Here is a 17,303-nt window from a genome sequence, read left to right as displayed (position 1 = left end):
AGCTAAAACAGGGCGGCAAATCAATTTTACGACTGATAAATATTCCAGCCTCTTTCTTTCCATAACTCCGGTAATTCACTCATATTATAGAATGTGGTGACCAGAGGGTGATCGATTGGCTGGTTGTGTGGATCGGCACAGTAGTAAAATACCGGGATACCGGCAGCAATACCCGCATGAGCACCTGCGACGGAGTCCTCAACTAAAATACATTTTTCCAATGGAATCTCGAGGCTATCACAGGCAAATGCCAGCAATGCCGGGTCGGGTTTCCAACGCTGGATATCAAAAGCGCTATATAAATGGTCGCCAAAGAAATCAATCAGTTTGGTTAGCCCCAGAGAGTGTTGCATTTTACTCACCGGCCCATTAGAAACAACGGCCATAGGAACAGTAATCCCTTCCAGCAAAGGGCGGATCCCTTCTATGGGCTTCAGGCTCAGTTCGAACAACCGTGCCATATCCTGCCGATATTCTTTCTCCAGTTTTTCATCAGGTTGATCGAGACCATAAGTCTCTCTGACTTGAGCAAACACCTTATAAAGATTGGTTCCTTTAAACTGTTTTATGCATTCTTCTGTGGAAAGGGGAATGCCATAGCTCTTAAAAACGTTAGAAAAAGATTCACAACATAAAATCTCGCTGTCTACTAAGGTGCCATCACTATCAAACAGCACGCATTCAACCGGTTGCATAATTTATTCCTTTACAAGTGACCAATGTGTTTCATGCCATGTGGCATTGTATATATTAAAACAGTGTTTCAAAAAATGATAGATCTTTGTTTATTTTGAATTTTTTGATACTTATCATATTGTTTGTAGTACAAAATGACCCATCATAACCAGAACTTAATGATAAAAACTTAAATAAATCATGTAATCGATTGCGTATTTTGGTATATGTAGCGGCTTAGTTTTCCATTACTTCATCTTTTTCCCGGATATCAAAATGAACAAACCAGTTTCTGGACCTGCTAATGGGCAAGGATTACTAGAGCGCATATTTCAGTTAAATCAACATGGTACAACCATAAGAACTGAGATTGTAGCTGGCTTCACCACCTTTTTAACTATGGTTTATATCGTTTTTGTTAACCCTCAGATTTTAGGGGTAGCAGGAATGGATACCGAAGCCGTTTTCGTTACCACCTGTCTGGTTGCTGCATTTGGTAGCATCTTTATGGGGGTTTTAGCTAATTTGCCGGTTGCTCTGGCTCCCGCTATGGGGCTAAACGCCTTTTTTGCCTTTGTGGTTGTCGGGGCGATGGGTCATTCATGGCAAGTTGCGATGGGCGCCATTTTCTGGGGTTCTTTTGGTTTTCTGTTACTGACTCTGTTCCGAATTCGTTATTGGATGATCTCCAGTATTCCGGTTAGTTTACGGGTTGGTATTACCAGCGGTATTGGTTTGTTTATCGGTATGATGGCGCTGAAAAACGCCGGTATTATTGTGCCTAATCCAGATACTTTAGTAGCAATAGGTAATCTGACCTCTCTGAACGTTGCATTGGGTATTTTAGGTTTCTTTATTATTGCCGTTCTGGCAGCTAAAAATATTCATGCCGCAGTACTGATTTCCATTGTGGTTACTACGGGTATTGGCCTGCTGGTGGGTGATGTCACCTATCAGGGGGTATTCTCCACACCACCAAGTATTGCCAGTATTGTTGGTCAGGTAGATGTAAAAGGGGCACTGGATATTGGTTTAGCCGGAATTATCTTCTCTTTTATGCTGATCAACCTGTTTGACTCTTCCGGTACGTTAATTGCGGTAACTGACAAAGCTGGACTGGCGGATGAAAACGGTAAGTTCCCGCGTATGAAGCAGGCACTGATGGTAGACAGTATTACCTCTACCGCCGGGGCTTATTTCGGAACATCTTCTATCTCTACTTATATTGAAAGTTCTTCCGGTGTTTCTGTCGGTGGCAGAACCGGGCTGACGGCAGTAGTGGTAGGTTTATTATTCCTGTTAGTTATTTTCCTGTCACCGTTAGCTAAGATGGTTCAGCCTTATGCGGTTGCCGGTGCGCTGATTTATGTGGGGGTTTTAATGACCTCCAGCTTGTCTCGCGTGAAGTGGAACGATTTAACAGAAGCAACGCCGGCCTTTATTACTGCGGTCATGATGCCGTTTACTTTCTCCATTACCGAAGGGATTGCTTTAGGTTTTATCTCTTATTGTGTGATGAAAGCGGGCGTTGGCCGCTGGAGAGAAATTAGCCCTTGTGTACTGATTGTTGCTTTACTGTTTTTGATTAAGATTATTTTTGTCGATCATTAATATTAAGTCGATGAAAAAAAACCGGCCTGAATTTCAGGCCGGTTTTTTATTAGATACATTAACGGATTTTATTCCGCACTATCATTAGTTTGAATCAAAGCATCGACCCGACGGTTTGCCCGGTTACAGTAGTTGCGTTCTTTGCTCTCCAGGCTGTCACAGTTCACCGTTGGGTTATTGGCACCCTCACCGCTGGTAAACAGTAATGAACCTGATACACCATAAGAAATCAGCAGTTTTTTCACGGTTTCTGCACGTTGTTCTGATAGTTTCTGGTTAAATTCTGGCGTACCTATTGGGTCTGCGTGACCGACAATATCTACCCGTTGAATTTGAGGCAGGCTATTAATATGTTTTGCCATATTTTTAACTATCTCTACACCACCGGCTTCGATATCCGACACTTTGTTACCGGCAAAGTTAAACAGTACGTTACCTAACTGGGACATACCACCGACATATTCGCAAGGTTTAACCGCGGAAGCCCGGTTAATGGTGGCGCTGCTTTTATAGCCAAACAGTTGGCTTTCTGCTGCGACACGGGTTACCGGCACCGGTGTACCGTTATCTTTATCCGAGTTAGTTTCAACAAAGTAGGTTTTTCCACCCATGAGCTGAGTGATGGTTCTTGGTACTTCTTTCCCTTTATAGTGAGGTGCATCATTTTGATAAGCCTCAATAATATGCTTACCCGGAAGAAGACAGAATACGCTAAATTGCCCTTCTCTTAATGCGCCCTGAAATTCGCGATCCACATAGATATCGGCCACGCCAATGGTGTTATTACTGGATTTTTTAGGGTTATAAAACACCACCTGGGATAATGAATTACCAATCTTGCCAACAGGCAGATACTGCAAACCGGTATGTTTCATAATGACAGCCGGGCCGGATGTGGATGCCACAGGGCTTGTTGATGCATCGACAGCATCAAACATCATGGCGTCATTATCAGCCACAGGGTTGGCCATAACGTTAAAAGCGAATAGTGCGGAAATGAATCCGACGGCTGATTTGCGACACAATAATGAACATCTATTTACGTGTGACATTTTATTATCCTTAAACATAACTATTTCTGAATGAATTACTAAATATTAGGCAATACTTTCTGAAGTGACCGTCAGATGACGGTCACTTCAGTGTTTAATTACATGATGATTGGGCTAACGGTTTCTTCGACCAGAATCTCGATGCCAGAAGAGCTCATGCCCCATACGTTGTAGGTATGACCGTCATGTTGATAATTGCTTTGCGACATGGTCCACTGGCCGTCACCGCTTTCTAACTTCAGGGTGCTGCCTTCTTCACCATTAACGATAATCGCTTTATCACCACTGTGGATTGCCAGTTCTTCTGAACCCAGGCGCAGAACATCATCCAGAGAAACAGTCATGGTGTTATGACCATTACCCATATCGAAGATCTCTACTGAGCTCAGGTTATCTTTCAGCGCACTCAGGTTTAGCAGTAAGTCATGTCCTGCCAGAACCAGAGTATCAATACCTTCATCACCAGAAATAGAACCGAAGTCTGTTGAGGTTATATTGATAACATCGTTACCTGCTCCGCCCATAACCTGATCGCCAGTACTGATGTTGTTAAAGGTATCGTTGCCCAGACCACCCATCAGAATGTCTGCTTTATCGGTTCCGAACAGCATGTCGTCACCGGCAGTAAACATCTGAGAAATAGACATCAGTGATTGCTGAGTAGTTGATAACAGTGAATGTGTACCGGAAGATCCACTGGTCAACGTATCATCACCGACTTCTATCTGGTTGTTGGACAGCAGCGTCACCAGATCTGTGCTCACCCCTTTCAGTGTTAACAGTTCCTCAAAGCCATAGGCACCACCTTTACCATCACGGTCAATGCTGATGATGGTATCGCCACCAACCTGTTCCACTTTCAGATAATTCAGTATTCCCTGAGAAGCTGAATCCAGTTTCATAACCCCTTCATCCATAAAGCAGGATAATGGGCCGGAGTAGTTCAATATATCGCTCAGGTCGATCAGGTCAGCATTTTTATTGGTCAGCAGGTTGCCTACCGTGAAGCCATATACTGTGTCATGACCATTACCGCCAGTACTGTCGCTACCCTTACCAGCTTGTACCTTGTACATCAGCGTATCATTACCACCGTTTGTCAGGTGGAAGGTGTCATTACCACCCCGACCTTCGAACAGGTTATTTGCTGCGTTATCGGTGAATGTATCGTCTTTATCGGTACCAATCAGGCCTTCGATACTGACCAGCTTGTCATTACCCTGTCCGGTTGCAACGCCGGTCTTCAGGTCTGCGGTAATAGCGGAAGCGGAACGGCTGTAATCAACAATGTCCATACCTTCAGTTTCACTCCAGACTTGCTGACCGCTCATAACACGGTTCCAACCGCCACCACCCGTGTAGGTATCGTCTCCGGCTGAGCCGAAGAAGGTATCGTTATAGCCGGTACCGATAATACCGCCAGTACCTGTCGTGTTATTAACTGCATCAGTACTTTCTGCTGTCAGTACGTAAGCATCGTGTGACTTACCGGTAGTCAGACCACCCCAGTTCACATTAACCGTATTGTTGGTATAACCACCAATGCTGGAAGATGCGCCTACATGGTCGGTGACGCCATTGGTGATACGCAGCAGTTGCACTGAGTACACTTCATTTGGATCTAATCCGAAGAAGCTGACCAGACCCATACTGTTGCTGGAACCAGACGCCTGCGGGTTAATCAGCTGGGTGGCTACACAGTTACCTTTGGAGTCATACAATTTAACGGTGTTACTGTAGAAGGTATTGATGCCGTTACCGTCAACAATACGGATCTGTAAGCTGGTACCGTCTGCCGCGATATTGGTGTTTTTCACCAACAGCGTTGGAGCAGAATCAGTGCTGGATACTACACCGGCATCACTACCTGAGCGGTATAACACGATATCCATCGAGCCATCCCAGTCGTAGTCCAGCGCTACAGCACCGGTAATATTGTCAAACTTAGTCGAACCCGTCAGGCTGGTCGCGTTCGCACCCCAGGCATTGGTACCGTTGTTGGTATACAACGTTGGGCTACCGTTCACGCCGGAACGTGGAATTTCGATAATGTCCACTTTACCGTCATGGTTCCAGTCTACCGCCAGTGATGTACCACCGGTTAACTTGTCACCAAACCACAGAGCCTGACTATCGGTCGCCATTAACTTACCGGTACCATCGTTCAAGTAAATACGGCTTTCATCGCTGTTAGCGCCGCCTTTCGTACCGCGACTTAAGAACAGATCCAGCCAGCCGTCGCCGTTAAAGTCAGCATAGGTCATGGAGATGGACAGGTTGCCGTAGTCATCCGCACCATCATTAGTAAACACGTTGGCATAGTAACCAACAGTACCGAAATTGGTTTTTCCTGTACCCGTCAGTTCGTTATACAGAATACCCAGACCTCGAGAGCCGTTACCCGCGTTGTTTCCGGCACCGTTGTAGTCAACGTGTGCAGTAATATCCACGGTACCGTTGTTGTCGATATCCACCGCGCCCACTTCGTGCATGATACTCATCGCAGCCGGAATAGCGCCGCCCGGGTGACCGTTAGCAAAGCCGGATGCTTTTTCGTAAGACAACACACCCTGGTCATTTTTCAGGAATGAAATGGAGTCTGACTCGGAGTCAGCTAATACAAAGTCCAGATAGCCATCACCTTCACGGTCATAGGCAATTACGCCACCCAAGTGGTTCAGCGTTCCCTGATCCACAGCCTTCGGTGAGAAAGAGCCGTCAGCGTTTTGCATCCAGTAGGCGGTATAACCGCCATTTTGATATGAGCTGACCTGTGACATTACATCGGTGTAGCCATCGCGGTTAATATCTGCAAACACAGCGGAGTTGATGTAACGACTATAAGAGCTACTGTCGACATCATACCCGGCACCGTTTGCCTTCATTGGTTGCGCCAGATAGGTAGAATCATAGTGTTCTAAATCTGTTGCTGTATACACACGACCGGCGTTAGCGGTAGTGGTACCTGAAGTGCCGCGTACGCTCTGGAAGAATGACCATAAACCGTCCTGGCTGATGGTTACGGCGGCAGAGTTAAGGCCGCGACCATCGGAGTCAGTTGTACCACCCCATGATTGAGCAATCAGTAAGCTACCTTCACCGTCGGTTACCCCGACGCTGGTGCTGGCGCCCATACTTGAATGGTTACCTGCTTCATCCCACACCATAAACGCCAGGTTATGTGCTCCGGCAGGTAAGGATGTAGTCAGACTCCAGCTGCCGTCTGCATTTGCTTTAGCAAAGCCCAGTACCTGATCCAGACCTTCCTGATAGCTACCGTTGCCGTTTTCATCACTAACCAGTGCAACAATAGTACCCGCTTCAACAGTACCGTAATGGCTGCTGTCGAAAGTGAATGAATCTTTGGTGCTGACAGCCTTGGCAATATCCGGAGCGCCAACAAGTGCATCAGGTACGGTCAGATCAATCACGACTTTGTAGTTTTCAGCGAATGATGTGTTTTTACCTACGTTACCCGCGTTATCAATAACCTGTAGCTTGTAGTTGTATGTGGTGTCGACTGACACTTCAGGCAACACGTAGCTCCAGTTATTACCGGTCATGGTGAGCGTCTGCCAGGTCGTGCCATTATCCAGCGAGATCTGTAGCTTTTCACCGGTTAACAGCGCAGTACTTAAGGTACCGCTTACGGTTACGTTATTGTCACGGGTAACCATATCGGTATTGGTCACTGTTGCACTGTGGCTGAAGACGTCACCGCTCGCCAGACCATGGCTGGTATCGGTAGAAATCTTCGCCGTTGTGTTCAGACCAGTCATATCACGGCCTTCCAGCGCGATAGTTAACGCATGGTTATCTGTGCTACCAATGTTACCGGCTGTATCCACTACGCGGGCTTTGATGGTGTAATCCCCGGCGTCCAGCTCAGTACTTTGCAGGTCAACAGTCCAGCCGGTATCGGTCAGTGTTGTTGCCTTAGTCCAGGTTTTGCCATTATCCAGTGTGATTTCTACGGTTTCATCAGACAGCAGGGCTTTATCCAGCGTACCGCTAATTAACAACGTATTATCGTTGGTAATAAAGTCAGTGCTTGAGCCACCACGGTCATCAGAAATCTCAGTAATAGTGACTTTAGCGTCTGATACAAAGGTATCCAGAATAATAGTGTATGGCTTACATGGGTCGGTGAGGTTACCCACCGGATCCATTTCTACAGCGGTGAATTTATTTTCACCCTGAGCCAGTGCTTCAGCTGGTTTCAGACTCCAGTTACCTTCTGCATCCACTGTTGTGCTGCCGATGACATGTTTATCAACGCTGTCAGTGGTGTATACAGTGATAATGTCACCGGCCGTACCGGTACCGCTGATGGTTGGACGCGTGTCGTCGGTAGTATCACCGGATTTAACGTTACCTGTGACAATACCTGTTTGGTCATCCACACCGGTGATAGCCAGTTTGCTGGCATCCGGGGCTGTGAAGTCCATAGTCAGTACAAAGTCATCGGACGGCTGGCTGACGTTACCCGCTTTATCAGTGGCAGTAACATGGAACGTATGTTTACCTTCTGCCAGAGCATCGGTAGTGAAAGTCCACTTGCCGTTGCTGTCTGCGGTGGTGGTGCCCAGCAGGGTCTCACCGTCGTATACGTTAACCGTACTGTTCTTCTCGGCAGAACCGTTCAGGGTTGGCGTAGCGTCATCGGTGGCGCTGTTGCTGGTTAATGTACCCTGAATTTCGCCCACGTTATCTTCCGCTGAATCGATGGTTGGTGTGGTTGGTGCCACGGTATCCACGGTAAAGATGAAGGCGGTGGTTGGTTCACTAACGTTACCGGCTTTGTCGGTGGCAGTCGCGGTTACGCTGTGTGCCCCTTCGCTCAGATCGGCGGCCGGTGTGAAGCTCCAGTTACCTTCGGCATCTGCTGTGGTTGAACCCAGCAGGGTTTCACCGTCGTATACCTTGATGGTGCTGCCGGCTTTAGCGTCACCAATGATTTCCGGACGGGTATCGTCGGTAATATCGTTAGCTTTGATATCGCCGGTAATGTCGCCGACGTTATCCACCAGTTTAGTGATAGTTACGGTGACAACACTGGTATCAATGGTGATATGTACAACCGCGGAAGCTTCACCGGTATTACCGGCAGCGTCAGTTACCGTGGTAGTGAACTGATAATCACCGTCTGCCAGCGTATCCGGCGTAAATGTCCAGTTACCGCTGGCATCGGCTTTGGCCGAGCCAATGACATCGTCACCGTTATGGATGATAACCATACCGTTGGCTTCCGCCTGACCGCTGAAGGTCGGGGTATTGTCATCGGTGGTATCGCCGTCTTTCAGTGCACCAGTCACGGCACCCACGTTGTCGGTGATCGCCAGGTCGGTGGCGGCAGCCGGTGCGGTAAAGTCAATATCCAGCACAAAGTCGTTGGATGGCTGGCTGACATTACCCGCTTTGTCAGTGGCGGTAACATGGAACGTATGCTCGCCTTCAGTCAGGGCATCGGTAGTGAAAGTCCACTTGCCGTTGCTGTCTGCGGTGGTGGTGCCCAGCAGGGTCTCACCGTCGTATACGTTAACCGTACTGTTCTTCTCGGCAGAACCGTTCAGGGTTGGCGTAGCGTCATCGGTGGCGCTGTTGCTGGTTAATGTACCCTGAATTTCGCCCACGTTATCTTCCGCTGAATCGATGGTTGGTGTGGTTGGTGCCACGGTATCCACGGTAAAGATGAAGGCGGTGGTTGGTTCACTAACGTTACCGGCTTTGTCGGTGGCAGTCGCGGTTACGCTGTGTGCCCCTTCGCTCAGATCGGCGGCCGGTGTGAAGCTCCAGTTACCTTCGGCATCTGCTGTGGTTGAACCCAGCAGGGTTTCACCGTCGTATACCTTGATGGTGCTGCCGGCTTTAGCGTCACCAATGATTTCCGGACGGGTATCGTCGGTAATATCGTTAGCTTTGATATCGCCGGTAATGTCGCCGACGTTATCCACCAGTTTAGTGATAGTTACGGTGACAACACTGGTATCAATGGTGATATGTACAACCGCGGAAGCTTCACCGGTATTACCGGCAGCGTCAGTTACCGTGGTAGTGAACTGATAATCACCGTCTGCCAGCGTATCCGGCGTAAATGTCCAGTTACCGCTGGCATCGGCTTTGGCCGAGCCAATGACATCGTCACCGTTATGGATGATAACCATACCGTTGGCTTCCGCCTGACCGCTGAAGGTCGGGGTATTGTCATCGGTGGTATCGCCGTCTTTCAGTGCACCAGTCACGGCACCCACGTTGTCGGTGATCGCCAGGTCGGTGGCGGCAGCCGGTGCGGTAAAGTCAATATCCAGCACAAAGTCGTTGGATGGCTGGCTGACATTACCCGCTTTGTCAGTGGCGGTAACATGGAACGTATGCTCGCCTTCAGTCAGGGCATCGGTAGTGAAAGTCCACTTGCCGTTGCTGTCTGCGGTGGTGCTGCCCAGCAGGGTCTCACCTTCATACACATTAACCGTACTGTTTTTCTCGGCGGTACCGCTCAGTGCCGGTGTGGTGTCATCGGTAGAACTGTTGCTGGTTAATGTACCCTGTACATCACCCACGTTATCTTCCGCTGAATCGATGGTCGGTGTGGTTGGAGCCACAGTGTCCACGGTAAAGGTGAAGGCGGTGGTTGGCTCACTAACGTTACCGGCTTTGTCGGTGGCCGTAGCCGTAATGCTGTGCGCCCCTTCGCTCAGGTTGGTGGCTGGGGTAAAGCTCCAGTTACCTTCGGCATCTGCTGTGGTTGAACCCAGCAGGGTTTCACCGTCGTACACATTAATAGTGCTGTCGGCTTTGCCTTCACCGATGATTTCCGGACGGGTATCGTCGGTAATATCGTTAGCTTTGATATCGCCAGTGATATCACCGACGTTATCCACCAGTTTAGTGATAGTTACGGTGACTACACTGGTATCAATGGTGATATGCACAACTGCGGAAGCTTCACCGGTATTACCGGCAGCGTCAGTTACCGTGGTAGTGAACTGATAATCACCGTCTGCCAGCGTATCCGGCGTAAATGTCCAGTCACCGCTGGCATCGGCTTTAACTGAGCCAATGACATCGTCACCGTTATAGATGATAACCATACCGTTGGCTTCTGCCTGACCGCTGAAGGTCGGGGTGTTGTCATCGGTAGTATCGCCGTCTTTCAGTGCGCCAGTCACGGCACCCACATTGTCGGTGATCGCCAGATCGGTGGCGGCAGCCGGTGCGGTAAAGTCAATATCCAGCACAAAGTCGTCAGATGGCTGGCTAACGTTGCCAGCCTTGTCAGTGGCGGTAACATGGAACGTATGCTCACCTTCAGTCAGGGCATCGGTAGTGAAAGTCCACTTGCCGTTGCTGTCCGCGGTGGTGGTACCCAGCAGGGTCTCACCATCATATACGTTAACCGTACTGTTTTTCTCGGCAGTACCGTTCAGTGCCGGTGTGGTGTCATCGGTAGAACTGTTGCTGGTTAATGTACCTTGCACATCACCCACGTTATCTTCCGCTGAATCGATGGTCGGTGTGGTTGGTGCCACAGTGTCCACGGTAAAGGTGAAGGCGGTGGTTGGTTCGCTAACGTTACCGGCTTTGTCGGTGGCAGTAGCGGTTATGCTGTGTGCCCCTTCGCTCAGATCGGCGGCCGGTGTGAAGCTCCAGTTACCTTCAGAATCTATTGTGGTGGAGCCCAGCAGGGTTTCACCGTCATATACCTTGATGGTGCTGCCGGCTTTACCTTCACCACTGGCATCGGCTTTGGCCGAGCCAATCACCTCATCACCGTTATAGATGATAACCATACCGTTGGCTTCTGCCTGACCACTGAAGGTCGGGGTGTTGTCATCGGTAATATCGCCGTCTTTCAGCGCACCGGTAACAGCACCGACGTTATCGATGATGCTTACATTAGCCAGATCTGGCGCAATGGTATCAACAGTAAACTCAATCACATCAGACGGGGCGCTTTCGTTACCCGCTTCGTCTTTCTCGATAACGGTAATGCTGTGTTCGCCTTCAGCCAGATCGGTTTCCGGTGTCCATTCCCATTTGCCGTCTGCATCGATCACGGTTGAACCGATAACCTCATCACCATCCTTGATGATGATAATGTCGCCGGCGTCGCCTTCGCCGTTAAAGGTTGGCGTGGCGTCGTCAGTCTTGCTGCCCGGCTCGATAGCGCCGGTAGTATCGCCCACATTGTCGGTCGCAGTTGGTGCTTCCGGTTTGGCCGGTGCGATGGTGTCTACGGTAAACTCAATCGCGTCAGACGGCGCGCTTTCGTTACCCGCTTCGTCTTTCTCGATAACGGTAATGCTGTGGTCGCCTTCGCTCAGGTCAGTTTCCGGTGTCCATTCCCACTTGCCGTCTTCATCAACGATAACGGAACCAATGATTTCATCGCCATCCTTGATGATGATAATGTCGCCGGCGTCGCCTTCGCCGTTAAAGGTTGGTGTGGCGTCGTCGGTCTTGCTGCCCGGTTCGATAGCGCCGGTGGTGTCGCCCACGTTGTCGGTGGCAGTTGGTGCTTCCGGTTTGGCCGGTGCGATGGTGTCAACAGTAAACTCAATCGCATCAGACGGGGCGCTTTCGTTACCCGCTTCGTCTTTCTCGATAACGGTAATGCTGTGGTCACCTTCGCTCAGGTCGGTTTCCGGTGTCCATTCCCATTTGCCGTCTTCATCAACGATAACTGAGCCAATGATTTCATCGCCATCCTTGATGATGATGGTGTCACCGGCATCGCCTTCACCGTTAAAGGTTGGTGTGGCGTCGTCGGTTTTACTGCCCGGCTCGATAGCGCCGGTGGTGTCGCCCACATTGTCGGTGGCGGTAGGTGCTTCCGGCTTGGATGGGGCAATGGTATCCACGGTAAATTCGATTGCATCAGACGGCGCGCTTTCGTTGCCCGCTTCGTCTTTCTCGATAACGGTAATGCTGTGGTCGCCTTCGCTCAGATCAGTTTCCGGTGTCCATTCCCACTTGCCGTCTTCATCAACGATAACAGAGCCAATGATTTCATCGCCATCCTTGATGATGATGGTATCGCCGGCATCGCCTTCGCCGTTAAAGGTTGGTGTTGCATCGTCGGTTTTGCTGCCCGGTTCGATAGCGCCGGTAGTCTCACCTACGTTATCAGTGGCGGTAGGTGCTTCCGGTTTGGATGGGGCAATGGTATCCACGGTAAATTCGATTGCATCAGACGGTGCGCTTTCGTTGCCCGCTTCGTCTTTCTCGATAACGGTAATGCTGTGATCGCCTTCGCTCAGGTCGGTTTCCGGTGTCCATTCCCACTTGCCGTCTTCATCAACGATAACTGAGCCAATGATTTCATCGCCATCCTTGATGATGATGGTATCGCCGGCATCACCTTCGCCGTTAAAGGTTGGTGTTGCATCGTCAGTCTTGCTGCCCGGCTCGATAGCGCCGGTGGTATCACCCACGTTGTCGGTGGCGGTAGGTGCTTCCGGCTTGGATGGGGCAATGGTATCCACGGTAAATTCGATTGCATCAGACGGTGCGCTTTCGTTGCCAGCTTCGTCTTTCTCGATAACGGTAATGCTGTGGTCACCTTCGCTCAGGTCAGTTTCCGGTGTCCATTCCCATTTGCCGTCAGCGTCTACTACAGTAGAGCCGATAACCTCATCACCGTCTTTAATGATGATAGTGTCGCCGGCGTCGCCTTCGCCGTTAAAGGTTGGGGTGGCGTCGTCGGTTTTGCTGCCCGGCTCGATAGCGCCGGTGGTGTCGCCCACGTTATCAGTGGCGGTTGGTGCTTCCGGTTTGGCCGGTGCAACAGTGTCCACGGTAAAGGTGAAGGCGGTGGTTGGTACGCTAACGTTACCGGCTTTACCTGTCGCGGTGGCTGTAATACTGTGCTCACCTTCACTCAGGTCAGTAGCCGGCGTGAAGCTCCAGTGGCCTTCGTTGTCCACGGTGGTGGAGCCCAGCAGGGTTTCACCGTCATACAGGTGAATGATGCTGTCGGCTTTAGCGTCACCGATAATTTCCGGACGGGCATCGTCGGTCACGCCATTGGTTTTGATATCACCGACGTTATCCACCAGTTTAGTGATGGTCACTTCAATCGCGCTGGTATCAATGGTGATATGCACAACCGCGGAAGCTTCACCGGTATTACCGGCTTCGTCAGTTACCGTGGTGGTGAACTGATAATCACCGTCTGCCAGCGTATCCGGCGTAAATGTCCAGTCACCGCTGGCATCGGCTTTGGCCGAGCCAATCACCTCATCACCGTTATAGATGATAACCATACCGTTGGCTTCTGCCTGACCACTGAAGGTCGGGGTATTGTCATCGGTAATATCGCCGTCTTTCAGCGCACCGGTAACAGCACCGACGTTATCGATGATGCTTACATTAGCCAGATCTGGCGCAATGGTATCAACAGTAAACTCAATCGCATCAGACGGGGCGCTTTCGTTACCTGCTTCGTCTTTCTCGATAATGGTAATGCTGTGGTCACCTTCGCTCAGGTCGGTTTCCGGTGTCCATTCCCATTTACCGTCTTCATCAACGATAACTGAGCCAATGATTTCATCGCCATCCTTGATGATGATGGTGTCGCCGGCATCGCCTTCGCCGTTAAAGGTCGGGGTGGCGTCGTCAGTCTTGCTGCCCGGCTCGATAGCGCCGGTGGTATCACCCACGTTATCGGTAGCAGTTGGTGCTTCCGGCTTGGATGGGGCAATGGTGTCCACGGTAAATTCAATTGCATCAGACGGCGCGCTTTCGTTGCCCGCTTCGTCTTTCTCGATAACGGTAATGCTGTGGTCACCTTCGCTCAGGTCGGTTTCCGGCGTCCATTCCCACTTGCCGTCTGCGTCCACTACGGTTGAACCGATAACCTCATCACCATCCTTGATGATGATAATGTCGCCGGCGTCGCCTTCACCGTTAAAGGTTGGTGTTGCATCGTCAGTCTTGCTGCCCGGCTCGATAGCGCCGGTGGTGTCGCCCACATTGTCAGTCGCGGTTGGTGCTTCCGGTTTGGTCGGTGCAACAGTATCAACAGTAAATTCAATTGCATCAGACGGTGCGCTTTCGTTACCCGCTTCGTCTTTCTCGATAACGGTAATGCTGTGATCGCCTTCACTCAGCTCGGTTTCCGGTGTCCATTCCCACTTGCCGTCTTCATCAACGATAACGGAACCAATGATTTCATCGCCATCCTTGATGATGATGGTGTCACCGGCATCGCCTTCACCGTTAAAGGTTGGCGTGGCGTCGTCGGTTTTGCTGCCCGGCTCGATAGCGCCGGTGGTGTCGCCCACATTGTCGGTGGCAGTTGGTGCTTCCGGCTTGGATGGGGCAATGGTGTCTACGGTAAACTCAATCGCGTCAGACGGTGCGCTTTCGTTGCCCGCTTCGTCTTTCTCGATAACGGTAATGCTGTGATCGCCTTCACTCAGGTCGGTTTCCGGCGTCCATTCCCATTTGCCGTCTTCATCAACGATAACGGAACCAATGATTTCATCGCCATCCTTGATGATGATGGTATCGCCGGCATCGCCTTCGCCGTTAAAGGTCGGGGTGGCGTCGTCGGTTTTGCTGCCCGGTTCGATAGCGCCGGTGGTGTCGCCCACGTTGTCAGTCGCGATAGGTGCTTCCGGTTTGGCCGGGGCAATGGTGTCGACAGTAAACTCAATCGCGTCAGACGGCGCGCTTTCGTTACCCGCTTCGTCTTTCTCGATAATGGTAATGCTGTGATCGCCTTCGCTCAGGTCAGTTTCCGGCGTCCATTCCCATTTGCCGTCAGCGTCCACTACGGTTGAACCGATAACCTCATCACCATCCTTGATGATGATAATGTCGCCGGCGTCGCCTTCACCGTTAAAGGTTGGTGTTGCATCGTCAGTCTTGCTGCCCGGCTCGATAGCGCCGGTGGTGTCGCCCACGTTGTCGGTGGCGGTTGGTGCTTCCGGTTTGGTCGGTGCGATAGTGTCGACAGTAAACTCAATCGCATCAGACGGGGCGCTTTCGTTGCCTGCTTCGTCTTTCTCGATAACGGTAATGCTGTGGTCGCCTTCGCTCAGGTCGGTTTCCGGCGTCCATTCCCATTTACCGTCTTCATCAACGATAACGGAACCAATGATTTCATCACCATCCTTGATGATGATGGTATCGCCGGCATCGCCTTCACCGTTAAAGGTTGGCGTGGCGTCGTCAGTCTTGCTGCCCGGCTCGATAGCACCGGTGGTATCACCCACATTGTCGGTGGCGGTTGGTGCTTCCGGTTTGGCCGGTGCGATAGTGTCGACAGTAAACTCAATCGCATCAGACGGGGCGCTTTCGTTACCCGCTTCGTCTTTCTCGATAACGGTAATGCTGTGATCGCCTTCTGCCAGGTCGGTTTCCGGTGTCCATTCCCACTTGCCGTCTTCATCAACGATAACGGAACCAATGATTTCATCGCCATCCTTGATGATGATGGTATCGCCGGCGTCGCCTTCGCCGTTAAAGGTTGGCGTGGCATCGTCGGTTTTGCTGCCCGGTTCGATAGCGCCGGTGGTATCACCCACGTTGTCGGTGGCGGTTGGTACTTCTGGTTTGGCCGGGGCGGTGGTATCCGAATCAGCTACGATTGGAACTGAAGTGTCAATATTAAAGTCAAACGTTGGTGAAAGAGGACTAACATTACCTGCTTTATCTGTTTCAGTAATAGTGACTTGATAATGACCATCGGCTAAATCTGTTTCCGGTGTCCAGGTCCAGTTTCCGTTACTGTCAATAATAGCTTCACCCGCTTCTTCACCATTAATGAAAATAGTGACGGTATTACCTGGCTCACCGGTACCGGTGATTTCAGGGCGAGCATCATCAGTGGTTGCACCGTTGGCAATAGGGCCTTGTATATCGCCTACATTATCAATGATATCGCCAAACAGTGGTCTTAGTGGGGCAATGGTATCAACGATAAATGAGAAGTCATCCGATGGTGCGCTGGTTGAGCCTGATGGTTCGGTTTGAGTAACGGTAATCTTATGATCGCCATCTTTTAGTGCAGTTTCAGGTTTGAAGTTCCAGGTGCCGTCAGCATTTACAATTGCAGTACCGATAGCGATACCATTGTCGTAAATAGTGATGGTATTACCCGCTTCTCCAGTACCATAGATGGTTGGATTTTTTTCATCAGTAGAAGAGCCGTAACTGATAGGGCCAGTAATGGTACCGGTCATATCTGTGGCGCCACTTAATGTTGGTACTGCAGCAATTTTGGGTTCAACGACAGGTGCTTCAGGAAGCGCCTCTGGAAGCGCTTCCGGTGTAGATGAATCTTTATGATGGTGTTTGTTATGGTTGTTAATTACACCACCAGCGATCCCGGCTACGACTGCGCCCAGGAACCATGGCCACAAAGCCATCAAGTCGTTATCGTCGTCAGTTTCGGTATTGGCAAATAAATAGGAGCCATCACCCAATGATGTCCCCGCCAGCGCTGCTGGTGCCAGGCTTCCATCTTCAAGTAAATAACCTTCAGCAGAGCCATCCGTTACCATATAAGCATACAGTTGACCGTCTTCTGCCATACCCAGTAAGGCTTGGTCATTGCCTGTTGCATAGTAATCTTCGATAACAATTGCCGGGTTTGAATCACCTTCAAGAATGATATTTAGGTTATCACCATGGCGCTGGAGCGTTATGTTCTCTGGTGCAAAGTTATCATCTTCATTTTTCAGGACATATTTACTTCCTGGCTGGATTTTTATCTTGATAGTTTTTTGAGCGTTAAGAGAAATAACTTGAGAGGTACTGTTTCCTGAATTCACTAATAAACTGGCGTTCTTACTCATGTGGATAGCTCCGTTAGACTGTGTTCGTTTACCCGAATTTAGTGTTTATCTAATATTGATGTGTTGTTACCATCTTTTAGATACAGCAAACGCGAACAACATATTTGTTTGTCGCGTCATTCATCCGGGGTGTGGGGATATAATAGTTGTGTTGTTTTTT

General features: G+C 50.0%; 4 protein-coding genes. 1 reads left to right on the top strand and 3 read right to left on the bottom strand.

Features of this window, described 5'->3' with window-relative positions:
* Positions 1–26: 26 nt before the first annotated feature.
* Positions 27–695, bottom strand: coding sequence for a 6-phosphogluconate phosphatase (gene yieH / locus I2494_RS08650; protein WP_218468301.1), 669 nt, complete (start codon positions 693–695; stop codon positions 27–29).
* 256 nt (positions 696–951) lie between these two features.
* Between yieH and I2494_RS08645 the strand changes: the two genes are divergently transcribed.
* Positions 952–2,286 (top strand): NCS2 family permease, encoded by a 1,335-nt coding sequence (locus I2494_RS08645; RefSeq protein WP_218468300.1) that lies wholly within the window; start codon positions 952–954, stop codon positions 2,284–2,286.
* Positions 2,287–2,354: 68 nt separating this feature from the next.
* Here the strand turns inward: I2494_RS08645 and I2494_RS08640 are convergent, their stop codons facing one another.
* Together I2494_RS08640 and I2494_RS08635 are read right to left on the bottom strand one after the other, a co-directional pair.
* On the bottom strand, positions 2,355–3,338 hold the full coding sequence (locus I2494_RS08640) for an OmpA family protein (RefSeq protein WP_218468299.1): 984 nt from the start codon (positions 3,336–3,338) through the stop codon (positions 2,355–2,357).
* Between the two features lie 98 nt (positions 3,339–3,436).
* Complete coding sequence (locus I2494_RS08635; protein WP_228350898.1) at positions 3,437–17,143, bottom strand: Ig-like domain-containing protein; 13,707 nt, start codon at positions 17,141–17,143, stop codon at positions 3,437–3,439.
* Between the last annotated feature and the right edge of the window lie 160 nt (positions 17,144–17,303).

This window comes from Limnobaculum allomyrinae, assembly GCF_016649425.1.
Taxonomy (GTDB): Bacteria; Pseudomonadota; Gammaproteobacteria; order Enterobacterales; family Enterobacteriaceae; genus Limnobaculum; species Limnobaculum allomyrinae.
This window is presented reverse-complemented; position numbering and strand designations above follow the sequence as displayed.

Bases quoted from the DNA above. Each gene is read 5' to 3' on its own strand.
- yieH (WP_218468301.1), bottom strand. From the start codon at position 695: ATGCAACCGGTTGAATGCGTGCTGTTTGATAGTGATGGCACCTTAGTA.
- I2494_RS08645 (WP_218468300.1), top strand. From the start codon at position 952: ATGAACAAACCAGTTTCTGGACCTGCTAATGGGCAAGGATTACTAGAG.
- I2494_RS08640 (WP_218468299.1), bottom strand. From the start codon at position 3,338: ATGTCACACGTAAATAGATGTTCATTATTGTGTCGCAAATCAGCCGTC.
- I2494_RS08635 (WP_228350898.1), bottom strand. From the start codon at position 17,143: ATGAGTAAGAACGCCAGTTTATTAGTGAATTCAGGAAACAGTACCTCT.